Raw genomic sequence first — 26,322 nt, forward strand, 5'->3', positions numbered from 1 at the left:
AAAGGCACACGGTTCGCCTAACCCTTTCCGTTGTGCGTGGAGTCGACCTTCGCTGCGGCAACCACTTCGGCGGGTCGGCGCCCGACGGAGCTGAGCATGCCACTGACGTCGACACCGGACGCTTCGAGCGTTTCGATCACCCCGGCGATCGTCGACGGGCTGATGCCGAGGATCGACCCCACCGACCCGGACACGCCGTCGGCGCCTCCGACGATGGAGATACGGTCGATCTCGCCGACCGGTTTCGCAGCGGCAGCGGTCGCCTCGACCAGGGCTGCGAGCACGTCCGGCAGCATGAGCATCTGCGCGGCGGCCGGGCTGTAGGCGTTGAGCGCTGCCGCGATTTCCTGCTTACCGCTCGCCTCGGCTTCGAGTCGGGCACGCAGACCGTCGGCCTCGGCCTGCTGCTCGGCGCGCAGCGCGTCGGCGGCGGCCTTGCGCCCTTCGGCTTCCGCTTCGAGGCGGGCCTTGATGCCGTCGGCCTCGGCCAGTTGCTCGGTACGGACCGCGGCGGCGGCGAGTGTGCGGGCATCGGCGTCGGCAGCACCCGATCGGCGGGCAGCCTCGGCCGATGCGTCGGCCCGCAGGATCGTCGACTGCTTCTCACCCTCGGCGCGTGCGATCGCGGCTTGGCGTTCCGCTTCTGCGGGGGCGATCACGTCCGCTTCCAAGGCTGCCTTGGCCTGCTCGGCGCGGCGTTGCTCGACCTCGATGCGGGCCTGGACCTGGGCGGCTTCGGCCTGTTCCTGCGCGATCCGGACCGCCTTCTCCGCGGTCGCGCGGGCCAACGGCCCGGCCTGATCGGCCTCGGCGTTCTCCGCTTCGGTGCGGGCACGCAGTTTCGCCAGTTCGACATCACGAGCCTGGTTCGCGGCGGCGATCGCGGTGTCGGCCTCGGCCTGCGCGACCGCGCCTTCCTGCCGGGCCTTCGCGGACTGGATCTGGGCGTCGCGCTGGGCGTTCGCGGTACCGACCGCGGCGTCCCGCTTGACCTCGGCGATCCGGCGCTGACCGAGGGATTCGAGGTAGCCGTTGTTGTCGCTGATCCCGGCGATCTTCAGGACGTCGACTTCCATGCCGATGCGGGCGAGGTCGCTGCCCGCCTCGTCGACGACACTGCGGGCCAGCGTCTCACGGTTCGAGTTCAGGTCCTCGACGGTCATGGTTGCGGTGATACCGCGCAGCGATCCGGAGAGGATCTCGTTGATCTGCCGGCGCAGTTCGTCGAGGTCGGAGGTGAGGAACCGTTGGACCGCGGTCTGGACTGCTTCGTCAGCGGATCCGATACGGACCAGGCCGACGGCTTCGACGTTCACCGGCACGCCGTCGTTCGACAGCGCGTTCTGCAGATTGATGCTCACGTTGAACGGTTCGAGCGACATGATGTCCACCCGCTCGATACCGGGGATCTTGAAGCGCGCCCCACCACGGACAACCTTCGGCATTCCCCGGCCGGTGAAGACCGCGACTTCGTTCGGTGGGACCTTGATGTAGTTCCGGACGTAGACGAGTGGTAATGCGATGAACACCACCAGGGCCACCACGACGGCGACCGCGATCACGATCATGTAGTTGTCCTCAGTTCGATTCGGGCAGTTATGGATTGATGCGGGGATCGTCCGGGATCGACACGACGTGCAGAACGTCGTCGTCGAGGTCGCCGATGTAGACCCGGGAGTTCGCCGGCAGTGCTGCTGTTTCGGTGGAGACGGCGCGGGACCGCACGCGGTTGCCCTCGGTGTCGGTGAATGTGATCTCGCCCCAGCCGCCGGGCTCGATCGTCAGGGTGACGACGCCCGTCAGGCCGAGGTAGGAGGCGCGTCCGGTGTGTGAGTTACCCTGTTGCCGTAGCAGATACGGTAACAGGACGCCTCGGGTCACCAGCACCATGATCGCTGCGGTGCCTGCGGCCGCGACCGCCGCGGGAACCGAGCCGAATCCGAGAAGTGTTGCCGCACCGCCGCCCACGCCGACCCCGAGAGACGCGGTTGCGACGGTGGTGAGGTTCAGAAACGGAAGCCCGTCCCCGCCGAACTCCGATCCGATCTCGCCGACGATGAGAGTCCCCACGATCCCCACCAGACCGATTGCGAGACACGCAATGTAGAAGATGTCCACCTACCCTCATCTCCTCTCCTCGGATCGACTCGACCCTACCGTAATCGGACATTCCTCGGAGTTCGGAGCCTCCGCGGCGGGCGTCAGGCGGGATCGCCGACGAATTCCTCGATGGCCGCCAGGTTCGCGGTCATCGCGTTCTGCCACACCGAAAGCCGGTGTGCGACGATCTGGCTTTCCTTGTCGGGATGCTGAGCGATGAACTCGGACAGGGGCGACGTCCCGTCGCACATCTTGGCCCACTGCCGGACCACGACGCCGTCGCGGCCGGTCTCCACTTCGAAGCCCCACAGGGCGATCGGAGCGTCCGCCGGGCCGACCTGCCACACCCAGCGGCGGCCGTCCTCGACTTCCACGACCTCCGGATCGGTGTGCCATTCGCCGATCTGGTCACTGGCGTTGTGCCCGCGGAACCGGGCACCGACGGCCACTCCGGTCGCTCCGTCGAGCCACTCGGCCCGCTGCAGTTCGCCGTCGGCTCGGGTGGGCAGTTCGATGTCGGTGACCAACTCCCAGGCCCGCTCGGGGCTGCAGGTCAGCCGCCGGGTGACCTCGACCGTGGGGGTATCGCGCAAACGCATGACTCTCCTCAGGTTGGACTGCTGTGCGTACCGATCGTTACATGCGCACCCAGCGGGCCTCGGTCCCCACCTGCTCCTGCCGGGTCCCGCCGTCGCCGTGGAATCCGGCGTGCGCGTAGAACTGCTGCGCGCGGACGTTGGTCGCGAGGACCCACAGGTGGGCCGGCCGGTCGCCCAGCGCCGCGTCGAGCAGTCGCCGCCCGTAGCCGTGTCGCCAGCAGAAGTCACGCACATACAGTGCGTACAACTGGAGGGCCGTCGGTGCGTCCGGCTCGTCGGGAGCGCCGCTCGATGCGAATCCCACCACACTTCCGTCGGACAATTCGACGACGAGGGCATTCGACGCCCATACCCGCCAGTTCTCGATGCGTCGGCCACGTTCGTCCGGGTCACGCATACCGGCGAGAATCGCGGGGGAGATCAGTCCGGTGTAGGCGTCGTCCCAGCAGTCGGCCTGCAGATCGGCCAGTATTTCTGCTTCTGCCGACACGGCGCAGCGGATCATCCCACTCGAGATTCGGGGCATGCGTGCACCGTAGTCGCATCGGGTTCGACCTGCCGGAGCCGGCCGAGTCGGCTCAGGAGTCGGTCGGTGTCGACGGGAAGGCGGGGGTCACCGGTGAGCGCGTCGAGTGGGGTGGCGGCGAGGAAGACGACGGTGACATCGCGGTCGTAGAGCACGTCGACGACGTTGGCGAAGCGTTGCGCCGGCTCCCGCCCCACGATCCGGAGGTCGGGGATGTTGCCGATCGTCCACCGGGGAAAGTCGTCGGCGAGCGCGAGGTAGTCGACCGGCGCGGTCGTCTTCTCGCACAGATCGGCGAAGTCGATCCACAGGCAGTCGTCCTCGGCCCGGCGGACCCGGACGGGATGCCCGGCAGGTGTGAGGGTCCGGCATTCGTCGGGGGCCGGTACCCGCAGGCCCAGCCGCTCGATCCGGTTCGGGTCGATCCACCATCCGGCGGCGAATCCGGCGTCGTGCGACCCGATCGTGCGGTAGTCGGTGGGACCGTCGACGGCGATGACCGTCAGCGACTGTTCGATCAACTCGATGGTGGGCACGAAATCGTGGTGGAACAACGGATTCGGTAGCAGGGAGTGCGGCGGGTAGTTCGACGTCAGGACGATCCGGATGCGCCTGTCGAGCAGTGCGGGCAGAAGGCGGGAGATGAATTTTCCGTCGGCGGGATCGTGCACATGGAACTCGTCGAAGCACACGACGTCCACATTGCCGAGCAGATCGTCCAGGGCAGCCGCGAGGTCGTTGTCGTGTCGTCGGATGGCGCGGTGCAGATCGCGGAAGAACTCGTGGAAGTGCACTCGCAGTGTGCGGTCGGTCGGCAGTGCGGCGAAGTACGTCGCCATGAGCCAGCTCTTTCCGCGACCTGGCGGACCCCAGAGATACAGGCTGTTCTCGGTTGCGAGGGCAGCCGCGGCCTGCTTCTGCGCGTCGTCGAGGGTGTGTCCCAGTGCTGTTGCTGCGGCATCGAAGAGTGCGTACGCGACCGGGGCGGTGGGGTGTGCTCGTGAAGTTCGGCGTCTCCAGCGCATGGCAAAACTCTAACATCGTAGAGTTCTGGAATGATCGAGACATGGCACACCGTCGCTCACGCCGTGACCTCATCTGCGAGGCCGCACTCGATCTCGCGGCCGAAGGCGGCAATCACGCGCTCACCCACCAGGCGATCGACGCACAACTCGGTCTCGCACGCGGATCGACGTCGTACTACTACCGGACCCGCCGCGCACTGGTGCACGCCGCGCTCACGCACCTGACCGCCCGATCACGCGAACGGTTCCGTGCCGCGGTCCCGGACGAGCCGCCACGGTCGATCGACGAGGCAGCGGGCATCATCGCCGCATACGTGGAATCGCTGGTGAGGGAGCGTCGCCGGGACGTGCTGGCCCGATACGCGCTCATGTCCGACGCACACGACGACGACGAACTGCGCGCCGACCTGGCGTCATGCCTGTTCTCGCGGCCCGCCGCGACGGCGCTGATGGCCGCACTCGGCGCCTCCGACGCGGACGTCGCCGGCAGTGACCTCGTCAGTCTGCTCGAAGGACTGGTCTTCGATGTCGCGGTCGGGGCACGCGTGATCGTCGGTGGTGCGGCACCCGAACCGGCCGGCCGGCTGCGTGTGCCCATCCGCCGATGGGTCGAGGCGCTCGTCGCGTCATGAATGTGGTGTGCCGTTTGGGCCCCTGGAGGGGCCACAAAGGCACACCGGTGCGATCACGCCAGTGCGAGGAAGAGTTTCTCGAGTTCGGCCTCGGTCAGCGGGGTCTTGCCTTCCGGAGCGTTGTCGGCCAGGCATTCCCGCAGGCCGGTTGCGACGATCTTGAATCCGGCTCGATCCAACGCGCGGGACACGGCGGCGAGTTGGGTGACGACGTCCTTGCAGTCGCGGCCCTGCTCGATCATCGAGATCACTCCCGCGAGCTGGCCTTGCGCGCGGCGGAGGCGGTTGAGTACCAGTGCGATGCTGTCGTCGTCGCCGACCATGATGGTGTCCTTTCCCGAAAGTGCTGCCCAGTGTACCCCAGGGGGTATGTGGACGGAGGGGTGTAGTTCAGCGCAGGAAGATGACATCGACGAGTACGTAAGCGGCCACCGCGAAGATCAGATACGCGAACCAGCGTTGAAGCCGGTCGGTGTCCAATCGGGTTCCGATCTGCCCGGCGATCAGCGAACCGACGATCGCGGTGCCCGCGAACGCGGCCGTGATCGCCCAGTCGATGCTCGTGCTGCTCAGGTGGGAGACCAACCCGGCCGCGGAATTGGCCACGATGATCACCAGTGAGGTGCCGACCGCGACGGGCATCGTGATGCCGAGCATGAGTACCAGGACGGGGATGATCAGGAAGCCGCCGCCGACACCGAACAATCCCGTGAGGAAACCCACTGCCAGGCCCGCCGGGATCGAGCGGGATGCGCACCTGCGCCAGTTGATCCCGGATCCCTGGGTCGAGCACGCGGTCCCGGTATCGCCGCGGTCGGCGAGCATACGTGCTCCCGCCGCGACCATCACCACTGCGAACCCGATCAGCAGCGCCGACTCGGGCAGTAGTCGCCCCACGGCGCTGCCGGCGAAGGTGGCCGGGATTCCGGTCGCGGCGAAAATGCCCGCGAGCCGCCATTCCACTTGGTGAGCACGCACTTTCGGTAGTGCGCCGACCGCCGAGGCTGCACCCACGACGATCAGCGAGATCGGGATCGCCTGTTCGATGTCCAGGCCGAGGCCGAAGACCAGTGCGGGGACCGCGAGGATCGATCCGCCGCCGCCGAGCAGTCCCAGCAGCACGCCGATCACGGCACCGAATCCGAGTGCGAGTGCCCACGTCATCGACGACCTCCCGGTGCGGGTGCGCTCACGCTCGGCGTCCGTCCGTGGTGTTCGCCGATTCGGTCAGGTGGGCGACGATGGTGGCCGGATTGCACGAGGCACTGCGGTTGTAGGGGAGCTTCGACAGTACCGCGCCCATTGCGCAGGTGTTCGACACGGCGGCGAAGGTGAGTCCGCCGCCGATGCCGGCGGCGAGCCACTTCAGTTTGGGTGCGGCGACACTGGCGAGGATCGAACTCAGCACGAGCGAACCGGCGACGAGCCGGACCTGCCGCTCGAGATCCCAGCGCTGGGTGCCGCGGTTGACCGGCAGGCCGGCGTCCTCCCAGTCGAGCATGCCGCCGTCGAGGATGTGGACGTTGAACAGGCCGGCGGCGCGCAGGGTTTCTTCGGCCTGAGTGGCGCGGTTTCCGGAGCGGCACACCAGCACGATGCTCTCGTCGAGGTGCGCGAGAAATTCGTCGCGGTGTTCGCGCAGCAGATCGAGCGGCACGTTGTAGGCGCCGGGGATGTGGGCGGATTCGAATTCGCCCGGTGTTCGGACATCGACGATCCGCACGTTCTTACCGGAGTCTGTCAGTTCGTGCAGGGCGATCGCATCGATGGTGGCAGTGGCGGACTCGGTCATGGGGGCCTCTCGGTAAGAGCGTCAGGGAATACCCTATGGGGTACTTGACATACCCTAGGGGGTATATGACAGTCTGTCCACATCGCCGGATAATTCCGGAGAATCCATCCGGCACCAGCTACGGAGGAACCCATGATTCTCGAGCAGTACTACATCGAGTGCCTCTCGCACGCGTCCTACCTGATCGGTGACGAGAGCACCGGCCGGGCCGTCGTCGTCGACCCCCGCCGCGACATCACCGAATACCTCGACGACGCAAAGAAATACGGACTGTCCATCGAGGGGATCATCAACACGCACTTCCACGCCGACTTCGTCTCCGGCCACCTCGAACTGGTCGACGCCACGGGCGCGTGGATCGGATTCGGGGAGGCCGCCGACGCCGACTACCCGATCCGCCGGCTGAGCGACGGGGAGCGGATCTCGCTCGGTGAGGTCGAACTCGAGATCCTGTCCACGCCCGGACATACCTGGGAATCGATCTCGGTGCTGGTGCGTGAACGTCCCGATGCGGTGCCGACCGCCGTGCTCACCGGCGATTCACTGTTCATCGGTGACGTCGGCCGCCCGGATCTGGTCAATCTTGGCGACGGATCCACCACCGATCTGGCGCGGGCCATGTACCGCACCGTCCACGAGAAGCTGCTGACGCTTCCCGACCAGGTCGTCGTCATGCCCGCGCACGGCGCAGGGTCGTCGTGCGGGAAGAACCTGTCGGCGGAACTGACCTCCACCATCGGTGAGCAGCGGGCGACGAACCCGTCGGTGCAGCCGATGACCGAGGACGCCTTCGTCGCGCTCGTCACCGACGGGCAACCGGCCGCCCCGTCGTACTTCTCCGTCGACGCCGCCATGAACAAGCGGGTCCATCCGCTCCTCGCGCAGGGCCACACCATCCCCGAACTGACTCCCGCGGAGGTGCGGGCCGAACTCGCCGCAGGCACCCGCGTGCTCGACGCGCGCAGCGTCGACGACTTCGCCGCCGGACACCTGCGCGGTTCGGTCAACGTCGGATTCGACGGTCGCTTCGCCGAGACCGGCGGCATGGTCGCCGATGTCGGTGAGAGGATCGTGCTGATCAGTTACCCCGGCGAGGGGCAGGATGCGGCACTGCGTCTGGCCCGGATCGGATCGGACGGTGCGGCCGGCTACCTCACCGTCGATCACGGTGCGTCGTTCCCTGCGGAACTGGCCGAGTTGGTGCAACCGGCGCCGCGCACCACGGTCGAGGATCTCGACCGGTTGCTCGCCGCCGATGCGGTGACCCTCGTCGACATCCGCAATCCCGGTGAACGCGACGCCGGAACCATCCCGGGTGCGGTGCCGATCCCGCTGGCGCAACTGCGAACCCGGCTGGATCAGGTGCCGGGCGGCAAGCCGATTGTGGTGCACTGCGCCGGTGGCTGGCGCTCGAGCGTCGCGGCGTCGCTGCTGCGAGCCGAAGGATTCGACAACGTCTCGGATCTTCTCGGCGGCTACAACGCCTGGGCAGAGGGACACATCCCGGCCTGACAGTTCGACCGAAAACATCGACATACCAGGAGGATTCCCATGTGTTACCCCGTTTCGTGTCCACGTTGCGGCAAGACCGGCTGGGGCGGCTGCGGACAGCACGTCGACGCGGTGATGCGCGCCGTGCCCGCCGCCGATCGCTGCACGTGCAGTCCGGACGAACCGCCGGCCACGGACCGGCGCTCGGCATTGCGGTCGTTGTTCCGCCGGTGACCTCGCTGCCGGTTCGGCATCCCCGGCCGCTCGGGCAGCGGCTGGGTACGCTGGGATTCCCCGGCGCGCACGCCGTGGAGACCTGCTGACGAGGGGAACGAGATGGCCGAGCACGACGACTGGAATACCCGGATCATCAACGAATTCCGTTCGAACGACGGGCGAGTCGGCGGGAACTTCGAGGGCGCTCCACTGCTGCTCGTGCACCACCGGGGACGCAAGTCCGGGAAGGAGAGCATCACCCCGATGATGTACCTGCCCGACGAGAACGACCCGGCCACCGTGTACGTCTTCGCTTCCAGTGCCGGTGCTCCCCGCAATCCCGCGTGGTACTACAACCTCGTCGGTGCCGGCCGTGCACGCGTCGAGCGTGGCGCCGACACCTTCGACGCCACGGTCACCGAGGTGGTCGACGCGCAGCGCGACCGGATCTACGCCGAGCAGGCGAGTCGATACCCGGGGTTCGCGGACTACGAGACGAAGACTTCGGGGATCCGCGTCATCCCGGTCCTTGCGCTGCGACGAACCTGACGGGCATTCGTGTTCGCGGGGGCGCATCCCCGCTAGTATCGAATGCGTGTTCGAATCGAGTGGTGCGTGGGCTCATGGGGTGGCATAACGGCCCGCCCACCTGGGCAGAGCTGGAACGTGTCCTGTCCGGCCGCCCCCGCCGGGAGCCGGAGTTCCCCGGCGACGGCAACGACAGCCCGGCCTGGTCGCGTACCCGGTCGGAATACGAGGCCCGCGTACACAGGCCGGCCGGGCCGGTCGTGCCGTATGCCGAACTGCACGCGCACTCGGCGTTCAGTTTCCTCGACGGCGCCTCCACTCCGGAGGAACTCGTCGAGGAAGCGGCCCGGCTGGGGCTCGGGGCGCTCGCGCTCACCGACCACGACGGGCTGTACGGTGTCGTCCGGTTCGCGGAGGCCGCGCGGGAGTTGACGATGCCCACCGTGTTCGGTGCCGAACTCGGTGTGGACGACGCGCACCTGCTGGTCCTGGCGCGCGGGCAGGAAGGGTACCGGAGGCTGTCCCGGCAGATCGCCGCCGCACACCTGGCCGGCGGCACCAAGGGTGCGCCCCGATACGACCTGGACGCACTCGCCGCCGCGGCAGGCGGCCACTGGCAGATCCTCACCGGCTGCCGACGCGGCCACGTCCGACGCGCCCTCACCGAGGGCGGGTTCGACGCGGCCGGGGCCGCCCTGCGTGAACTGATCGACCGTTTCGGCACCGACCACGTCACCGTCGAACTGACCTGTCACGGCCTGCCCGACGACGACGAACGCAACACCGCCCTGGCCGCGCTCGCCGACGCACACGGGTTGGCCTGCGTCGCGAGCACGGCGGCGCACTTCGCGGACCCGTCCCGCCGGCGGCTCGCGATGGCGATGGCCGCGATCGGTGACCGGCAGAGCCTCGACGACGCCGCGGGCAGGCTCGCCCCCACCGGCGGCGGACACCTGCGGTCCGGCGCCGAGATGGCGCACCTGTTCGCCGACCATCCCGGTGCCGTGCGCCACGCCGCGGAACTCGGCGCCGCATGTGCCTTCGACCTGCGGCTCATCGCGCCGAACCTGCCGCCCTTCGACGTGCCCGCCGGCCATACCGAACTCACCTGGCTGCGCCGACTCACCCTCGACGGGGCGCTTCGCCGTTACGGACCGCCGGAACGCAACCCCGCCGCGTACCGGCAACTCGACCACGAACTCGACATCATCGGCAGCCTCGGCTTCCCCGGCTATTTCCTCGTCGTGCACGACATCGTCACGTTCTGCAAGAACAACGACATTCTGTGTCAGGGAAGAGGATCGGCGGCGAACTCCGCCGTTTGCTATGCCATCGGCATCACCCACGTCGACCCGGTCCGGGGCGATCTGCTCTTCGAACGCTTCCTGTCCCCGGAGCGCGACGGACCCCCGGACATCGACGTCGACATCGAATCCGATCGTCGTGAAGAAGCCATCCAGCACGTCTACCGCACATACGGGCGCGAATACGCCGCGCAGGTCGCCAACGTCATCACCTACCGCGGTAAATCCGCCGTCCGAGACATGGCCCGCGCGCTCGGCCACTCGCAGGGCCAGCAGGATGCGTGGAGCAGGCAGGTCAGCCGCTGGCACGGCGTCACCGCCGAGACCGACAGGGCCGACACCGACACCGACATCCCGCGCCCGGTGCTCGAACTCGCCGCGCAGATCGAAGGTCTGCCGAGGCACCTGGGTATCCACTCCGGTGGCATGGTCATCTGCGACCGGCCCATCGCCGACGTGTGCCCCGTCGAATGGGCGCGGATGCCCGGGCGCAGCGTGCTGCAATGGGACAAGGACGACTGCGCCGCCGCGGGACTCGTCAAATTCGACCTCCTCGGTCTCGGGATGCTCTCCGCGCTGCACTACATGATCGACCTGGTCGCCGAGAACGAAGGTGTCACCGTCGATCTCGCGTATCTCGACCTGACCGAACGCGGTGTCTACGACATGCTGTGCCGCGCCGACTCGGTGGGGGTGTTCCAGGTGGAGTCGCGGGCGCAGATGGCGACACTGCCCCGGCTGAAACCGCGCACCTTCTACGACCTGGTGGTCGAGGTCGCGTTGATCCGTCCCGGACCGATCCAGGGCGGCTCCGTCCACCCCTACATCCGGCGCCGCAACGGACTCGAACCGGTCGTCTACGACCATCCGTGCCTCGAAAAGTCGCTGAAACGGACCCTCGGGGTGCCGCTGTTCCAGGAACAGTTGATGCAGATGGCCGTCGACGCGGCCGGATTCACCGCCGCCGAAGCCGACCTGCTGCGGCGCGCGATGGGCGCGAAACGGTCGACAGAAAAGATGGAACGGCTCCGCGACCGTCTCTACGACGGTATGCGCGAGAAGCACGGCATCGTCGGCGACGTCGCCGACCGCATCTACGAGAAGCTGTATGCGTTCGCGAATTTCGGTTTCCCGGAAAGTCATTCGCAGAGTTTCGCGTCGCTCGTGTTCTATTCTGCCTGGTTCAAACTGCATCATCCGGCGGCGTTCTGCGCGGGCTTGTTGCGTGCCCAGCCGATGGGGTTCTACTCGCCGCAGTCCCTCGTCGCCGACGCCCGCAGGCACGGGGTGATCGTGCACGGACCGGACATCAACGCGAGCCTCACGCACGCCACCACCGAGAATCGGGGCGCAGAGGTGCGGCTCGGCCTCGGCACGGTCCGGCACATCGGCGACGCACTCGCCGACCGGATCGTCACCGAACGCGACACGCGCGGCCCGTACACCTCGTTTCCGGATCTGACGACCCGAATCGAACTGAGCACCGCGCAGGCCGAATCGCTCGCCACCGGGGGAGTGCTCACCGGTTTCGGTATCACTCGCCGCGAAGCGTTGTGGGCGGCGGGAGCGGCGGCCGGTCAGCGCCCCGGACGACTGCCGGGGATCGGGGCGTCCACGCAGGCCCCGGCGCTGCCCGGCATGAGCGACGTCGAACTCGCCGCGGCGGACGTGTGGGCGACGGGAGTGTCACCGGACAGCTACCCCACACAGTTCCTGCGACCGCAACTCGACGCGCTCGGTGTCGTCCCCGCCGGGCGATTGGTGCAGGTCCCCGACGGGCAGCGGGTGCTCGTCGGGGGTGCCGTCACCCATCGGCAGCGGCCCGCGACCGCCGCAGGTGTCACCTTCCTCAACCTGGAGGACGAGACGGGCATGGTGAATGTGGTGTGTTCGGTGGGACTGTGGGCGAAATACCGCACCCTCGCGCACACCGCACCGGCGCTGCTGGTGCGCGGACGGGTGCAGAACGCGGAGGGGGCGGTCACCGTCGTGGCGGACCGGTTGCAGCGGATGGACGTGCGAATGGCGGGGAAGTCCCGCGATTTTCGTTAGGATCGCCGCCATGAAACGGCTGCTGGTGGTTCTGCTCTCGGCGATCGCACTGCTCGTCACCGGTTGCGACGGGGGCGGCAGTTCTTCGGGGGGCGGTTCGGTCGCGTCGATGCCTGCGTCGCCGTCCCTGGCCGACGGCACCCGCGAATCCGCACCGGCCGCCGCGCAGAGCAGCGACGCGCAGGCCACCGACCGGAAGGAGATCGTCACCGGGCGCCTGATGCTCACCGCCGACGACCCGGTCGCCGCCGGGCGGCAGGTCGTGACCATCGTCGAAGAGTCGGGTGGCCGTGTCGATTCCGTCACCGAACAACCCGAGATCAGCAGTGTGCTCACGGTGCGGGTGCCTGCGGATCGGCTCGCGGGCACCCTCGACGAACTCCGCGGCCTCGGCGAGGTCACCAGCTTGACCACCACCCGCGACGACGTCACCTTGCAGTACACGGATCTCGAGGCGCGGATTTCCGCGCTGCAGGCGTCGGTGGATCGACTGCGGGCACTGATGACGTCCGCTGCGAACACTGCCGACCTCATCGAGGCGGAAAACGCGCTGGCGCAGCGGCAGGCGGAGTTGGACAGTCTCACCGCGCAGCAGCGCTACCTGTCGGATCAGATCGACCTGTCCACCCTGACCGTGGACATCAGTGCCGAACCGCGCCGCCCCGACGATCGGGACAGCTTCTGGGACGGGGTGGTCGAGGGTTGGGACAACCTGCGGTCCGCGGTCGGTGATTCGATCGTCACGTTCGGTGTCGCACTGCCGTGGCTCGGGTTCCTCCTCGTCGGCGCGGGCGTCGTCTATCTGATCGTCCGGTTGCTCGCCCGCATCGGCCGTCGCCGCCCGGTAGCGTCGGCAGACACTGCAACCCCTGACGAGAACCCGAAGGTGGAGGTGGACGATGAATAATCGACGGAACCGAATCCTCGTTGCCGGAGCATGTGCGGCGGCCGCGGTGCTGCTGTCCGCGTGCGGCGGGGGAGGCGGTGATGGTGCTACCACCGTCGAATCATCCACTACCGCAATACAAACCGGTGGCAGTGCCGCGGAATCAGCCGCTCCGGAGCCCACGGTCACTGAACCCACCGCCGAGGAATCTCCGGTGTCTGCGCCCTACCGGGCCGAGGACACGCTGGTGTCGGGGTCGACCGACACGGTCGACTACACAGTGGTGATCCCGCAGATCAGCGGCGGGAACCCGGCGGTCGTCGCCGAATTCAACGAGTCGATGCGCTCGGCGCTGCAAGACCAGATCGACCACGACGACGAGATGCGCTACACCCTGTCGACACAGACGCACGAGGTCACCCGCATCGGCGGTCACGTCGTCGCGGGCCTGCTCGTCACCTCGTTCAACGCGAATCCGCCGGGGGCGCACCCCACGCCGATCGTCGCCACGGTCGTCGTGAACACCGACACCGCCGCCCCCATCACGCTGCCGGATCTGTTCCCGGATCTGCAGGCCGGGCTGAACCGACTGTCGGAACAAGCGATGCAACTCGTGCCCGCCACCACCGGTCTCGGTGATGCGTTCGCCGCGGACGGGGTGACCCCGGAACTCCACAACTTCGCGAACTGGCTGCCCACGCCCACGGGCATGGAAATTCACTTCGACGACTATCAGGTCGGGCCGCACGCGGCAGGGCTCGTCGTCATCACCGTGCCGTGGGAAAACCTGAGCGACGTCATGGACCCCTATCTGGCGACCGTCGTCGCCAGCTGAACGGTCAGACGCCGCCGGCGAAACCGTGCTGGCGCCACGCCTCGTAAGTGACGACGGCCGCCGCGTTCGACAGGTTCAGGGATCGGCGACCGGGCAGCATCGGGATGCGAACCTGCGCGGTGATGTGCGGGTCGGCGAGCACCTCGTCGGACAGGCCGGTCGGTTCCGGCCCGAACAACAGCACATCGCCGGGCCGGTAGTCGATCGACGCGTACGACACATCGCCGTGCGCGGTGAACGCGAAGACCCGCTCCGGTTGCAGTGCGTCCCACGCCTCGTGCAGGCCGGCATGCACGGTCACCGACGCCAGGTCGTGATAGTCCAGCCCGGCACGCCGCAGTTTCGGCTCGGACAGGTCGAAGCCGAGCGGTTCCACGAGATGCAGTTCGCAACCGGTTCCGGCGACCATGCGGATCGCGTTGCCGGTGTTCGGGGGTATACGGGGTTCGTGGAACATCACTCGGAACACCGGCACCACCTTGCCACAGTCACCGACAGGCGTTGTGGGCCGATCCCGACCATCTGGGAGCGAGCAATCTCAATCGACTCCGTGCAGGCAGGGCATGTCGGCCTACGGAAGGTCGATGTCGTTGCGACAGAAGATCGGGGAGGCCGACCGGTAGATCGAACAGGTCTTCAACCGGCGCGAATCGGATAGTCTCGCTCGGTCGGTTTTCGTCGACAGACGACACGTAGCGATGGGGAGGTTCGGTGGCTGCTGTGCGCATCGTCGGAGTGTTTGCTCTCACCGTGGGAATTCTGGTGGGTTCAGCGGCGACGGCACGCCCGGCGCCCGTCGACGAAAACACGCAGGTTCCGGTGCAGTTCGCGGACCAGGCATTGGCATGGACCGGATGCGCCGAACAGTCATTGGTGGACGCCGTCACCGAACCCGACGTGTATGCCGTGTTGCGCGCACCGATGTTGCGTGATCTCGAGTGCGCGACGGTGCATACTCCACTGGACTGGTCGCGCCCCGACGATGGCCGCTCCGTCGAATTCCGCATCTCGCGCCTGCGTGCGACCCCGCAGGACCGAACACCGAAGGCACTGTTGACGAGCCCGGGCGGCGCCGGTGCCGGCAACCTCACGAGCCCGTCGACGACCGCGCGTGCTCTCCCACAACTGCGCGACGTCTACGACCTCTACGGCTTCGACGCGCGCGGCACCGCCACGAGTACGTCGGCGCAGCGGTGCGATCGGAACCTCTCCGGTGATCCGCAGCTTCTCGGCACCGGCCGATACGACACGTACGACACGCTCGACTTCTCACCGGAATCGTTGGCGCGTCAGTTCGACGAGGCGCAGCGCTGGATGTGGGCGTGTGCGAACGGCGCGGATCGGACCGCGGACGGAACGTCCACGCTCGGATACGTCAACTACTGGCAGACCGCCCGCGACCTCGATCTGGCGCGCCACCTGATCGGTGTGCCGACCTGGAGTTACCTCGGCGCGTCCCAAGGCACGGCGCTCGGCGCCGAGCTCATCCGCACCTTTCCCCACCGCATCGATCGCTGGGTGTTCGATTCTGTCGCGAGCCCCTCCCGAACCACAACCGCCGCAGGAATTTTCGATCGCTATCGAACCCAGTATCGACGGTTGGAAGAAGACTTCGTCCCGTGGCTCGCCGGCCGCGACACTGCGTTCGGTGGAACGCCCACAGAGGTGCTTGCGTCGCTGACCGCGCTTCGCGCGAACCTGGTGCAGAAGCCGGTGCAGCTTCCGGGGGACCGGAGCTTCAGTGGAAACGACCTGAATGTGGTGTTGCTCGGCGTGGGTAATGTCGCGGACGAAGCGCTGGCCATGACGCTGTCGACGGTCCTCGCGGCAGACCGGGATCGGTCCGGCCCACAAACGATCCAGGCGTTGGTGAACGTCGTGACGACCGTGCGAATCCCAGTGGTCGTCGGCGAGCAGTTCGAGACCGCAGCGTTCGGCGGAGACCGCTCGGGCTGGTGGACAAGCATGAACTGCGGGTCGGGAACTTGGGAGCGCGACCCGAATGCCGTCGCCGCCGAAGCACGCGCGGTCGCGCACGACGCCCCGCTCACCTACCTGGGAATGGGCCTGACCGCAGCGTGTGCATTCTGGCCGGAGGGGAACGTCGAGGCGTACCGAGGTGGGGGTGACGATGTGCCTGCCGGTCTGATCGTGCACAACGAGCATGACACCGTCACCGCACTCTCCGATGCACAGCAGACGCGTGCGGCGCTACCCCGATCGAGGCTGGTGACGGTAGCCGGGAAGCATCGGCACCTGGTGCTTCCGGTGGTGCAACCGCTCGACACGATCGGAGCTCCGGGCACCAGCGTGTGCGCGACAGACACTGTGCTCGGATATCTGCTGGACGGAGTTCTGACCCCGGCCGACATCGAGTGCCGTGCAGACGATCGACTGGAGGCAGGCAAGGTTCCCGGCTGAGTGCCGACGGATGAACGCGCAGGATTGCATCCCACGCCGGCCGGCAGCCGGCGTGCGATACGAACTCGGATACTTGTCGGTGGCCCCCGCTACAATTCGAACATGCATTCGAGTAGCGGAGCTGGAGGGTCGGACCGGGTGGAACGCCACCTGGCGGCGCTCGATGCCGCCGTCGAGGGCCTGCTCGCCGAATCACTGACCGGGCTGCCCCAGTCGGACGTCGTCGAGTCCCTGCAGCGGATGGAGGTGTCGCTGCGCAAGGCCTCCGCGGTGGGGCACCGGCTGATCGTCGAATCCGTCGAACGATGCATCCCGGGGAATCTCGCCTGCCGGTCCGTCAACGACTTCCTGATCTCCTCCCTCCGCATTTCCGGCGCCGACGCCGCGAAACGAGTCAAAGGTGCCGTCACGGTCGGCACCTGGCACGCCGTCGGCGGTGAGACGCTGGACGTGACGCTGTCGGCCACCGCGGCCGCCGTCCGTGACGGAGCGATCGGCCCCGATCATGTCGCCGCGATCGCGAAGATCATGCGAAGCGTGCCGCAGGGGATCGGCACCGACGAGATCGCCGTGGCCGAACAGATCCTGTCCGATGCGGCACGCTCCATCACCCCTGAGGATGTCACCAAGATCGGCATTCACCTGCTCGCGCATCTCGACCCGGACGGCGACGGGCCGAACGAGCGGGAACGCAAGCGCCGCCGAGGTTTACGGATCGGTAAGCAGGGAGCCGACTCGAACCGGTCCTCGCCAAACTCGCCCGACCGGGTATGAACAACCCCGACGACCCGGACTCCCCGTCCGGCGTCGTCGAATCCCCGACGCTCGACCGCGAGGCCTTGGCACAGGCCGCCTCCCGCGACGCTCGCACCCCGGCGCAACGCAACCACGACGCACTGAAAGTCGGGTTGCGACACGTGCTGTCGTCCGGTGTGCTCGGAAGCCATCGGGGTCTGCCCGTCACCGCGATCGTCACCATGACGTTGCGGCAACTCGACGAGGCAGCCGGGGTGGCGACCACCGCGACCGGCGGTGTCGTCCCGATCCGGGACGCGCTGCGGATGGCCGAGAACGCCCACCCGGTGCTCGCGCTGTTCGACCACAACGGCCGCCCCCTGCACCTCGGACGCAGCCGCCGCCTCGCCTCCGCCGATCAGCGGCTCGCGCTCATCGCAGCCTCCCGCGGCTGCACCCGGCCCGGTTGCGATGCACCCGCCACGCTCACCGCCGTCCATCACCTCACCGAATGGAAGGACGGCGGCGGCACCGACATCACCAACGAGGATCTCGCCTGCGATCACTGTCACGCCCTCGTTCACGACGGACCCGGCGGGTGGAAAACGCGTGTGGCGCCGCCCGAGTCGCCGCATCCGGGCCGCACCGAATGGACCGCTCCACCGCACATCGACCCGGAGCAGGTGCCTCGGGTGAACCATCGGCACCACCTCGACCACCTCGTCGCAGGTGCGCTCGCCCACCACCGTGCGCGTCGGGACGCAGAACTACGCCGCCGGCGTCGCCACACCGGACAGACCGCCGACCGTGACGACGCGGTTCCCTGACCGGTGATCAGTAGGCCGCGTCGATGTGCTGCTGGCCGGAACTGGCCCGCGGTGTGGCCGGTGCCGCCGCGGTCACCGTGGTGCGCTCGGGCGACGAATCCGGCGTTCCGGCCGCCCCGCGATCCTGGCACCGGCGACCGCTTGGTCGACGTGATCGGCGCAGGTGGCCAGGTCGAGCACTCCCGGTTGGCATGATCGACTCCGACGGCGCAGTTGTTGCTGTTGCTGGCGCTATCGACCACAGGCAAGGAGTGTTGTCACCCATGATCACCATCGCCGATCTGGCCGGCGCCGTCTACACCTCGGGAAAGGTGTTCGACGGTCTCGCCACCGGCCGCCTCGACACCGAGAACTTCCTGCGCTCAGGAAGCCTGACTGGCATCTCGTCCCGCGCCGACCTGGCGCTGCTCGAAGATCTCCGGGACGTCGCGCAGTTCATCATCGACCACCACGACCAGCCGGTCGACGCCGCGTATGTCTGTGCGATCAACGCGCAGATCACCCGCAGCGGCGCGCTACATCCCGGACAGTTTCGTACCGATGCCCAACAGATCGGCGTTCACACCCGCTACGGCCGACATACTCCTCCGGCGCTGACCGAGCGTGGGCTACAGCAGTTGCTCGACGCGCTGACCAGTGACGATGTCACCGAGCATGCGCTGGATCTGTTCGTCGAGCTCGCCAAGGCCCAACCGTTCGAGGACGGGAACAAGCGCACCGCGTTGTTCGTCGCGAACAGTCGTCTCATCGGCGGTGGCCGGATGCTGGTCGTCCCCGTCGAAGAACACGATCCGACACTGTCCGACACCTTCAACGATCTGCTCGCCGAGGCGTACATCCGCGACGAGCACGACGCAGTGAAGGCCCTGCTGCGCGACCACGGACTCACTGCGATCCCGAGTCGGGGCCGGCGAGTCCGCGACAACCCGCTCAGCTGACCTGGCCCGACCAGAAGAACCCGCACTTCGTCCTCGCCGGCTCAGGGCACGACCACGTCCGTGGACATCGGAATGCTCGGGCGGTCGGTTCGGAGGGTGAGGTGAACGCGTCCCGGGCCTGTCTCCACTTGCACGACCAGCGGGGTGGTGCTCGAGTGACGCGCGGGTATGAACTGGTGGAACGACCCGCTTCGGCCGGTGTCGAAGTTCTGCCAGTCGACGACTGCGGTGACATCGCAGGCCAGAAGGGTCGGTGCCCACTCGCCCAGCGGTGAGAATCCTTGGGTGAGTCGCAGTTCCACCGAATGAGCGGCCCCGGGGGCGTTGGAGTACTCGACGAGCGGTCCGTCGTACGCGGTTCCGGTGGCGTAGATGATTCCCGTGCAGATGCCGTCACCCAATGTCGGTACCGGTGGGATGAAGACGTCGTTCATGACGCAGCTACGGGGTCCTGTGTTCGACCACCCGAGCTGACATGGGTCTGCGGCGCTGGCAGTTCCAGGCATTGCAACGAACAGTGCAGCACCGAGGAGTCCGGCGGCTGCGGTGGAGGTTACTCGATGTGGAATTTTCATAGCACTCACATCGTGCGGTCTGCCGGATTCATTACACCGGAACAAGACAACGTATTCGTCTTCCACAGTTTCCCAGCGCAACTCGACGGTTTACTCGACGAACTGCCGCCTACGCCCGTGCGACCGCTTGCCGGAACCGGTACGGCGTGGACGATGGAGGTATGGGCAGCGACAACACCGAGGTCCAATGGACAGGAGCCCACGTCACGGGACGCAGTTTCCGCGGCGCGGACCTGCGCGGCTCCGTCATCGAGGATGCCGTCTTCATCGACTGCGACTTCACCGACGCGAATCTGACCGGCAGCAGCCATCTGCGTAGTACCTACCGATCGTGCACGTTCATCCGCACCGACCTGTCCGACAGTGCTTTCCGGCGCTGCTCGCTGGCCGGGTCCGTGTTCACGCAGTGCCGGATGCCGCACCTGGTCCTCGACGACGCGGACTTCACCCGCGCGTCGCTGCGCAGCGCCGACCTGCGGGGACTCGACCTGAGCACGTGCATTTTCCGGGACGCAGACCTGACCCGCGCGGACATGCGATACGCGGCGCTGCGGTCGGTGGATCTGTTCGGGGTGCGACCCGTCGGGGTCCGGCTCGACCACGCGGATCTGCGGGGCGCCCACATCGGTCCCGCGCTGTGGCGCAGCGCGGAACTGGACCACACCCGGATCGAGCGGGGGCAGGCCATCGACTTCGCTCGTGCTCACGGACTCGACGTCGACGAGCCCGACCGTCGGTGACTGGCCGGGACGCCGCTGAACGACCGGGACGCCGTTGCAATATCGGGAAGGTAGACCTGCGACAATGGCTGTCGTGACTGCGACGATCCTGGACGGCAAGGCAACCCGCGACGAGATTTTCGAGGACCTGACGGCCCGTGTGGCCGCGCTGAAGGCCAAGGGCATCACGCCCGGTCTCGGCACCGTCCTCGTCGGCGACGACCCCGGATCGGCCGCGTATGTGCGCGGCAAGCACAACGATTGCGCGCGGGTCGGTATCACCTCGATCCGCAAGGATCTTCCCGCGGACATCACCCAGGAACAGTTGAACGCCGCGATCGACGAGCTCAACGCCGATCCCGCATGTACCGGCTACATCGTGCAGCTTCCGCTTCCGAAGCAGCTCGACGAGAACGCCGCGCTCGAACGCATCGACCCGGACAAGGACGCGGACGGTCTGCATCCGGTGAACCTGGGCCGGCTCGTGCTCGGCAAGGACGCCCCGCTGCCGTGCACTCCGCGTGGCATCGTGCATCTGCTGCGTCGCTACGAGGTTCCGATCGCCGGCGCCCACGTGGTGGTCATCGGTCGCGGTGTCACCGTCGGCCGGCCGATCGGGCTACTGCTCACCCGCCGGAGCGAGAATGCGACCGTGACGCTGTGCCACACCGGCACCACGGACCTGAAGGCGGAAGTCCAGCGCGCGGATATCGTCGTCGCGGCTGCCGGGGTGCCGGGTCTGGTGACGGCGGACATGGTCAAGCCGGGTGCGGCGGTACTCGATGTGGGTGTTTCGCGCACCGCCGACGGTCTGCGTGGCGACGTCGCCGACGACGTGCGTGAGGTCGCCGGATTCGTCTCCCCGAACCCCGGTGGTGTCGGTCCGCTGACCCGCGCTTTCCTGCTGACGAACGTGGTGGAGCGGGCCGAGCAGCTCGCCGGGCTCTGATCCGGCATCGGGCGATTCGAATGAACCGTTGGGTGCAGTTCGCCCGCCGGAACCTGCCGCTGGTGGCGGTGACCGTGGTGATCGTCGCCGCGGTGGTGCTGGTGCTCGCGGACCGGTGGCGGCGTGGCGCTTTCGTGTTCGGTGGCGCGACGATCCTCGCCGGTGTCCTGCGATGGATGCTGGCCCCCGATCAGGTCGGGGTGTTGGCGGTGCGCAGCAAGGGATTCGACGTTGCGGCGCTGCTCCTGGTGGGAGGGACGATCGTGGCGCTGGCCGTCTCGATCGACCCCCTCGGCACGGACTGACCGCGGCCGGTTACACCCGAGTCCAGGTGCCGAGCAGGGGGATGCCGATCACCGGATGGCCGACGGTGAGTTGCCCACGGGTGGCGGCGATTCCGATCTCGAAGATGTCGCGACCCGCGAGGTGTGTCCGGGCGAACGCGGCGAGTTCGTCGTTGCCCGCTGCCCACGGGTTCGCCGGGCGCAGGTCCAGGGCACCCTCGAGCTGGCGTGGATCGTCGTCGAGGCCGCGGCCGCGCGGGAGCAGCCGAAGCCCGTCCGTGGTGTGCATCGCGATGGGGAACGCGCGACCGGACGGCGAGGTCGATCGTGGATTGGTCGAGGGCCGGATTCGCGTCGGCCAGTACCGGTTGCGCGAGCGGGGCGCCGGTGGCGGTGAAACTCCAGGTATCCGATGTCAGGGACTTGTGCCAGTAGCCGGTGTGTTCGCCGTCGCGGCCCTCCACACGCAGTTCCTTGTCCTCCATGCGTGTTCCGGTGTCGATGACCGAGATGCGGGCGGTGATCTCACCGGGGATCTTCGGCTGCTGCCGCCATTCCTCGGCGGGCAGCGAAATGGCGGCCGTACCGGGATCGACGCGTTCGACGAGCTGGTTGGGTGCGGCGGGGAGCGGGCCCTGCTCCTGCCAGGTGTAGCGGCCGGGGATGTGGTTGGCGCCGGCGAGGTCGAGGTCGTACTTGCGGACGTACATGTCGCCGAAACGGTTCATGACGAAACTGACGGACTCGGAGGTGGAGATCGCCACGGAGATGAAACGGCCGCCGACCGGTCCGCCGATCTCGTAGCTGTGGTCGGCGGGCAGCCACGGGTCCTGGTAGACGATGCGCGAACCGTCGTCGGCCAGGCTGACCACCTGGACGAGTCCGGCGGTGGTCGGGTGGGTGAAGCCCCGAGCATCGACGAAGCTCTCGGAGATGCGGTGGCTCAGCGACCACGTCGTCGGGGAGTGCGGATCGCCCGGCACCTGCACACCCGGCCACAGCCAGATCGGGCCGCCGAACGAGCGGGTCCAGTTCCACAGCATCGGGCCGGAGAGCAGATTGTCGAGGGAGTAGATCCACCCGTCGGAGTCGAGTGCGACGAGCATGTTGCTGTCGACGGACATAGCGACGATCTGCCCGTCGAGACAGTCGGGCGTCGGCACCGTGCGCCACCGGTCCGTGCTGTCGTGCGGGCGCGTGTAGAGGGACCCGTCGCGCAGGACGACGTCGATATAGCCGTTGGAACCGTGGTGCGCGTCGCGGAACGCGATGTGCTCGGGGAGGTCGAGACCGGCGGGCGCCGCGGGCAGGCGGTCGAACTCGGGGAGGCCACCAGCGATGCTCGGGAGCGGAAGGAAGATGCCAGGGAGGGGCAGCACGATCTGGTTGGTGCCGATCTGCGGGACGCACCCACGAGGCCCGGGTTGAGCCGACGGCGAAGCGGCGGCCGGAGCGGTGGCGGCGACGATCGCCGCCGCGACTGTTGCACAGACGAGTGTGCCCACTCGTGCCGGTGAACCCCGCAAGGCCATCGGATTCGCCCTCCGCTCGTGTGTGAGATGTCCGGGGACTCGATGGTCACCGAACCGGTCGAAACCGGGATCCTAGTCGCGGCCGGCCAGGTCCATCAGCTCGACGAGGAGTTTCGCGACCGCGTCGGCCTCGGTGAGGAATCCGTCGTGCCCGTCCCGCGATTCGAGGATCCGCAGGCCGTCGCAGCCGGGTAGCCCGTCGGCGATCTCCTGCTGCAACCGCAGCGGGTAGAGCCGATCGGAGTTGACGCCCGCGACGATCGTCGGAACCGGGGATGCGGCGAGCGCGGCCGGTATCCCGCCGCGTCCGCGTCCCACGTCGTGCCGGTTCATGGCCTCGGTGAGGAGGACGTAGGTGCCCGGATCGAACCGCGAGGCCAGTTTGTCGGCCTGGTGGTCGAGGTAACTCTGCACCGCGTACCGGCCGCCGTGCCACGGATCTTCTTCGGCCTGAGCCGAATTTGCGAAGCGGGAGTCGAGTTCGTCTTCGGTGCGGTATGTCAGGTGCGCAATGCGGCGTGCGATGCCCAATCCCGTGTCGGGCCGACGCCCGGTGCCGTGGTAGTCGCCGCCCTGCCAGTCCGGGTCGCCGGTGATGGCCGCCATCTGGGTGGTCTGGGTTCCGATCTGGTCGGCGGTGGCGCGGGCGCCGACCGCGAGGATCAGCGACGCTCGGACCCGCTGCGGGTGGGTGACGATCCATTCGAGGGTGCGCATCCCGCCCATCGATCCGCCGGTGACGGCGGCGAGGGTGTCGATTCCGAGTGTGTCGAGCAGTGCGGCTTCGGCGGCTACCTGATCACGGATGCTGATCTGCGGGAACCGCGATCCCCACGGTGTGCCGTCGGGTGCGGTGCTGCCCGGTCCGGTGGTGCCCCGGCAGCCGCCGAGCACGTTGGTGGCGACGACGCACCAGCGGTCGGTGTCGATGGGGGCGCCCGGCCCGATCATGCCGGTCCACCATCCGGGTGACGGATGGTCCGGTCCGGCCGGTCCGGTGATGTGCGAATCGCCGGTCAGCGCGTGCTCGACGAGCACGACGTTGTCGCGGGTGGGGGAGAGCGCGCCCCAGCGTTGCACCGCGATCGTGACGTTCGGCAGGGTTTCGCCGGTGTCGAGCGTCAACGCGCCGATGTCGACCAGGCCGAGGCGGCCGTCCTCGGGGGGAAGCTGGACGGGCCGCCGGTCGGTGCCCGCCGTCACGGCGCAACCGCCTCGGCTGCGCTGGGGTTGGCACCGGGGTGGGCTGAGCTGGTCATCGCGTCCTTCCGGGCGGGGTGGGAGGGGTGCGGGGTGGATCGGTGTGACGACAGTTCCCGACCATGATGCCCATATCGGCTACCTCCCTGTGCAGGCTTGCTGGTCGGCGTGTGCGCCGAACAGCCTGGTCTTCACCCGGAGCACCCCACCCGTGCTGGAGGGTTGCCGACCAGCAAGCCGGGGCTCGATGCTGGTACTCATGACCTGGACGGCAGTTTAGCGGTTCGCTTCGGGGTGCCGAAAGTCGGGCCGAGTCGTACGCTGACCAGGGCAAAAAGTTACCGGTGGGTAGTGAAACTGACGCTTTGCGCTCCGAGGGAATAGCAGTACGCTTGTCATGTTTGGCACGTGTTCCCCGCGTGTGAACACGTCCATGCTCAGATCCCTGAGCAGTGTGAGACCGTACTCACAAAGTGCGGTTGCATCGGGCCGAGGAAACGTCCTAGGAGGACACGAAGCGCACATGTCCAAGATCAAGGTTGAAGGCAAGGTCGTCGAACTCGACGGCGACGAGATGACCCGCATCATCTGGCAGTTCATCAAAGACAAGCTGGTCCATCCTTACCTGGATGTCGATCTCGAGTATTACGACCTCGGAATCGAGTACCGCGACTCCACCGACGATCAGGTCACGATCGACGCGGCCAACGCCATCAAGAAGCACGGCGTCGGCGTCAAATGCGCCACCATCACCCCGGACGAAGCGCGCGTCGAAGAATTCGGCCTCAAGAAGATGTGGCGGTCGCCCAACGGCACCATCCGTAACATCCTCGGCGGCACCATTTTCCGCGCCCCGATCATCATCTCGAACGTGCCCCGCCTGGTTCCGGGCTGGACGAAGCCCGTGATCGTCGGCCGCCACGCGTTCGGCGACCAGTACCGCGCCACCGACTTCAAGGTCCCCGGCGCAGGCACCGTCACCATCACCTACACCCCCGAGGACGGCAGCGAGCCGATCCAGCACGAGGTGTGCAAGATCCCCGAGGACGGCGGCGTCGTCATGGGGATGTACAACTACAAGAAGTCCATCCAGGACTTCGCGCGGGCCTCGCTGTCCTACGGGCTGCAGCGCAACTACCCGGTCTACCTGTCGACCAAGAACACGATCCTCAAGGCCTACGACGGCATGTTCAAGGACGAGTTCCAGCGGATCTTCGAGGAAGAGTTCAAGACCGAGTTCGACGCGGCGGGCCTGACCTACGAGCACCGCCTCATCGACGACATGGTCGCATCCTCCCTCAAATGGGAAGGCGGCTACGTCTGGGCCTGCAAGAACTACGACGGCGACGTCCAGTCGGACACCGTCGCGCAGGGCTACGGTTCGCTCGGCCTCATGACGTCCGTGCTGATGACCCCGGACGGCCGCACCGTCGAGGCGGAGGCCGCACACGGCACCGTCACCCGCCACTACCGGCAGCACCAGCAGGGCAAGCCGACGTCGACCAACCCGATCGCGTCGATCTTCGCCTGGACCCGCGGCCTCGAACACCGCGGCAAGCTCGACAACACCCCCGAGGTGATCGAGTTCGCGCAGCAACTCGAGGACGTCGTCATCAAGACCGTCGAAGCCGGCCAGATGACCAAGGACCTCGCACTGCTCGTCGGACCCGAGCAGTCGTGGCAGACCACCGAGGAGTTCCTCGGCACGCTCGACGAGAACCTGCAGAAGGCGCGCGCCTGACGCACGACGCTCGATGAAACGGGACGCCTCCACACGCGGAGGCGTCCCGTTTCGCGTTCCCGTGAGTGAACTCACGCCCGCTCACGTGGGGATCACCGGCCGGCGGACGGACAATGGACTTCCGTGACCCTCACCGACTTCGCCGACCCGCCGACCCGGTCCGTAACCACCCGCACCCGCGCTCTCGCGGTGTTCGCGCTGGCCCTGGGCGGCTTCGGCATCGGCACCACCGAATACGTCGCGATGGGGTTGCTCCGCGAGATCGCCGCGGACCTCGGCGTCACCGAACCGGTCGCCGGCCACACCATCTCCGCGTACGCCCTCGGCGTCGTCGTCGGCGCGCCCCTGTTCGCGGTGCTCGCCGCCCGAGTACCCCGCAAGACGCTGCTGGCCGCGCTCATGGCGGTCTTCACCC

General features: G+C 67.6%; 27 protein-coding genes, 1 pseudogene and 1 riboswitch. Of the genes and pseudogenes, 16 read left to right on the forward strand and 12 right to left on the reverse strand.

Going from position 1 to position 26,322, the window contains the following annotated elements; translation table 11 throughout:
• Positions 1-17: 17 nt before the first annotated feature.
• From WAX14_RS07755 to zapE, 5 genes are all read right to left on the reverse strand, one after another.
• Positions 18-1,568: a flotillin family protein gene (locus WAX14_RS07755; RefSeq protein ID WP_422627511.1), complete on the reverse strand. Its 1,551-nt coding sequence runs from the start codon at positions 1,566-1,568 to the stop codon at positions 18-20.
• 28 nt (positions 1,569-1,596) lie between these two features.
• Entirely contained in the window at positions 1,597-2,118 is a 522-nt protein-coding gene (locus WAX14_RS07760) for a hypothetical protein (RefSeq protein WP_422627512.1), read from the reverse strand.
• Positions 2,119-2,201: 83 nt separating this feature from the next.
• Complete coding sequence (locus WAX14_RS07765) at positions 2,202-2,699, reverse strand: SRPBCC family protein (RefSeq protein WP_422627513.1); 498 nt, start codon at positions 2,697-2,699, stop codon at positions 2,202-2,204.
• 37 nt (positions 2,700-2,736) lie between these two features.
• Positions 2,737-3,225, reverse strand: coding sequence for a GNAT family N-acetyltransferase (locus WAX14_RS07770; protein WP_422627514.1), 489 nt, complete (start codon positions 3,223-3,225; stop codon positions 2,737-2,739).
• Positions 3,201-4,250, reverse strand: coding sequence for a cell division protein ZapE (gene zapE, locus WAX14_RS07775; protein WP_422627515.1), 1,050 nt, complete (start codon positions 4,248-4,250; stop codon positions 3,201-3,203). Before zapE ends, WAX14_RS07770 begins: the two co-directional genes overlap by 25 nt.
• Before the next feature lie 41 nt (positions 4,251-4,291).
• Here zapE and WAX14_RS07780 point away from each other — a divergent pair, with 41 nt between their 5' ends.
• Positions 4,292-4,882, forward strand: coding sequence for a TetR/AcrR family transcriptional regulator (locus WAX14_RS07780; protein ID WP_422627516.1), 591 nt, complete (start codon positions 4,292-4,294; stop codon positions 4,880-4,882).
• Positions 4,883-4,935: 53 nt separating this feature from the next.
• Here WAX14_RS07780 and WAX14_RS07785 read toward each other — a convergent pair whose 3' ends face one another.
• From WAX14_RS07785 to WAX14_RS07795, 3 genes are all read right to left on the reverse strand, one after another.
• Positions 4,936-5,205, reverse strand: coding sequence for a metal-sensitive transcriptional regulator (locus WAX14_RS07785; RefSeq protein ID WP_422627517.1), 270 nt, complete (start codon positions 5,203-5,205; stop codon positions 4,936-4,938).
• Positions 5,206-5,272: 67 nt separating this feature from the next.
• Positions 5,273-6,046, reverse strand: a complete 774-nt coding sequence (locus WAX14_RS07790; protein WP_422627518.1) for a sulfite exporter TauE/SafE family protein — start codon at positions 6,044-6,046, stop codon at positions 5,273-5,275.
• Positions 6,047-6,071: 25 nt separating this feature from the next.
• Positions 6,072-6,674 (reverse strand): rhodanese-like domain-containing protein, encoded by a 603-nt coding sequence (locus WAX14_RS07795; RefSeq protein ID WP_422627519.1) that lies wholly within the window; start codon positions 6,672-6,674, stop codon positions 6,072-6,074.
• A 132-nt stretch (positions 6,675-6,806) separates the two neighbouring features.
• On the opposite strand from WAX14_RS07795, the gene WAX14_RS07800 reads away from it, so the two are divergent.
• The 6 genes from WAX14_RS07800 (at position 6,807) to WAX14_RS07825 (ending at position 13,986) form a co-directional block, all read left to right on the forward strand.
• The gene (locus WAX14_RS07800) at positions 6,807-8,186 is read left to right on the forward strand and encodes an MBL fold metallo-hydrolase (RefSeq protein WP_422627520.1); all 1,380 of its coding nucleotides are present in this window, start codon (positions 6,807-6,809) and stop codon (positions 8,184-8,186) included.
• A 41-nt stretch (positions 8,187-8,227) separates the two neighbouring features.
• Positions 8,228-8,488, forward strand: coding sequence for a hypothetical protein (locus WAX14_RS07805; protein ID WP_422627521.1), 261 nt, complete (start codon positions 8,228-8,230; stop codon positions 8,486-8,488).
• A gap of 13 nt (positions 8,489-8,501) precedes the next feature.
• Positions 8,502-8,930: a nitroreductase family deazaflavin-dependent oxidoreductase gene (locus tag WAX14_RS07810; protein ID WP_422627522.1), complete on the forward strand. Its 429-nt coding sequence runs from the start codon at positions 8,502-8,504 to the stop codon at positions 8,928-8,930.
• A 74-nt stretch (positions 8,931-9,004) separates the two neighbouring features.
• Positions 9,005-12,265, forward strand: a complete 3,261-nt coding sequence (locus WAX14_RS07815; RefSeq protein WP_422627523.1) for an error-prone DNA polymerase — start codon at positions 9,005-9,007, stop codon at positions 12,263-12,265.
• A gap of 10 nt (positions 12,266-12,275) precedes the next feature.
• Positions 12,276-13,172 (forward strand): DUF4349 domain-containing protein, encoded by an 897-nt coding sequence (locus WAX14_RS07820; protein WP_422627524.1) that lies wholly within the window; start codon positions 12,276-12,278, stop codon positions 13,170-13,172.
• A 193-nt stretch (positions 13,173-13,365) separates the two neighbouring features.
• Positions 13,366-13,986: an RsiV family protein gene (locus WAX14_RS07825; RefSeq protein ID WP_422627525.1), complete on the forward strand. Its 621-nt coding sequence runs from the start codon at positions 13,366-13,368 to the stop codon at positions 13,984-13,986.
• Between the two features lie 4 nt (positions 13,987-13,990).
• Here the strand turns inward: WAX14_RS07825 and WAX14_RS07830 are convergent, their stop codons facing one another.
• Positions 13,991-14,455 carry a tRNA (cytidine(34)-2'-O)-methyltransferase gene (locus WAX14_RS07830; protein WP_422627526.1) on the reverse strand — a complete coding sequence of 155 codons (465 nt, stop codon included), beginning with the start codon at positions 14,453-14,455 and terminating at the stop codon, positions 13,991-13,993.
• A 242-nt stretch (positions 14,456-14,697) separates the two neighbouring features.
• Between WAX14_RS07830 and WAX14_RS07835 the strand changes: the two genes are divergently transcribed.
• The 4 genes and pseudogenes from WAX14_RS07835 (at position 14,698) to WAX14_RS07850 (ending at position 18,907) form a co-directional block, all read left to right on the forward strand.
• Entirely contained in the window at positions 14,698-16,407 is a 1,710-nt protein-coding gene (locus tag WAX14_RS07835; RefSeq protein WP_422627527.1) for an alpha/beta fold hydrolase, read from the forward strand.
• 240 nt (positions 16,408-16,647) lie between these two features.
• Positions 16,648-17,519, forward strand: a pseudogene (locus WAX14_RS07840) (DUF222 domain-containing protein); the annotation flags it as partial.
• A 57-nt stretch (positions 17,520-17,576) separates the two neighbouring features.
• Entirely contained in the window at positions 17,577-17,969 is a 393-nt protein-coding gene (locus WAX14_RS07845; RefSeq protein ID WP_422627537.1) for an HNH endonuclease signature motif containing protein, read from the forward strand.
• Positions 17,970-18,232: 263 nt separating this feature from the next.
• Entirely contained in the window at positions 18,233-18,907 is a 675-nt protein-coding gene (locus WAX14_RS07850; protein ID WP_422627528.1) for a Fic family protein, read from the forward strand.
• A gap of 41 nt (positions 18,908-18,948) precedes the next feature.
• Here the strand turns inward: WAX14_RS07850 and WAX14_RS07855 are convergent, their stop codons facing one another.
• Complete coding sequence (locus WAX14_RS07855; RefSeq protein ID WP_422627529.1) at positions 18,949-19,341, reverse strand: hypothetical protein; 393 nt, start codon at positions 19,339-19,341, stop codon at positions 18,949-18,951.
• Positions 19,342-19,643: 302 nt separating this feature from the next.
• Between WAX14_RS07855 and WAX14_RS07860 the strand changes: the two genes are divergently transcribed.
• The 3 genes from WAX14_RS07860 (at position 19,644) to WAX14_RS07870 (ending at position 21,455) form a co-directional block, all read left to right on the forward strand.
• A complete protein-coding gene (locus WAX14_RS07860) occupies positions 19,644-20,222 on the forward strand; it encodes a pentapeptide repeat-containing protein (RefSeq protein WP_422627530.1) in 579 nt (192 codons plus the stop codon).
• A gap of 73 nt (positions 20,223-20,295) precedes the next feature.
• Positions 20,296-21,150, forward strand: coding sequence for a bifunctional methylenetetrahydrofolate dehydrogenase/methenyltetrahydrofolate cyclohydrolase (locus WAX14_RS07865; protein ID WP_422627531.1), 855 nt, complete (start codon positions 20,296-20,298; stop codon positions 21,148-21,150).
• A gap of 20 nt (positions 21,151-21,170) precedes the next feature.
• Positions 21,171-21,455: a DUF3017 domain-containing protein gene (locus tag WAX14_RS07870; RefSeq protein WP_422627532.1), complete on the forward strand. Its 285-nt coding sequence runs from the start codon at positions 21,171-21,173 to the stop codon at positions 21,453-21,455.
• On the opposite strand, the gene WAX14_RS07875 is transcribed toward WAX14_RS07870, so the two are convergent.
• Together WAX14_RS07875 and metX are read right to left on the reverse strand one after the other, a co-directional pair.
• The gene (locus WAX14_RS07875) at positions 21,341-22,966 is read right to left on the reverse strand and encodes a hypothetical protein (RefSeq protein WP_422627533.1); all 1,626 of its coding nucleotides are present in this window, start codon (positions 22,964-22,966) and stop codon (positions 21,341-21,343) included. The two genes, WAX14_RS07870 and WAX14_RS07875, sit on opposite strands and share 115 nt — an antisense overlap.
• A 72-nt stretch (positions 22,967-23,038) precedes the next feature.
• Complete coding sequence (metX, locus tag WAX14_RS07880) at positions 23,039-24,169, reverse strand: homoserine O-acetyltransferase MetX (protein WP_422627534.1); 1,131 nt, start codon at positions 24,167-24,169, stop codon at positions 23,039-23,041.
• Positions 24,170-24,313: 144 nt separating this feature from the next.
• Positions 24,314-24,431: riboswitch (SAM riboswitch) on the reverse strand.
• Between the two features lie 258 nt (positions 24,432-24,689).
• On the opposite strand from metX, the gene WAX14_RS07885 reads away from it, so the two are divergent.
• Both WAX14_RS07885 and WAX14_RS07890 read left to right on the forward strand, forming a co-directional pair.
• The gene (locus WAX14_RS07885) at positions 24,690-25,907 is read left to right on the forward strand and encodes an NADP-dependent isocitrate dehydrogenase (protein WP_422627535.1); all 1,218 of its coding nucleotides are present in this window, start codon (positions 24,690-24,692) and stop codon (positions 25,905-25,907) included.
• 123 nt (positions 25,908-26,030) lie between these two features.
• The coding region (locus tag WAX14_RS07890; RefSeq protein WP_422627536.1) for an MFS transporter at positions 26,031-26,322 on the forward strand (292 nt) is incomplete at its 3' end.

It is taken from the genome of Rhodococcus sp. (in: high G+C Gram-positive bacteria) (genome assembly GCF_049299235.1).
Lineage (GTDB): Bacteria > Actinomycetota > Actinomycetes > Mycobacteriales > Mycobacteriaceae > Rhodococcus.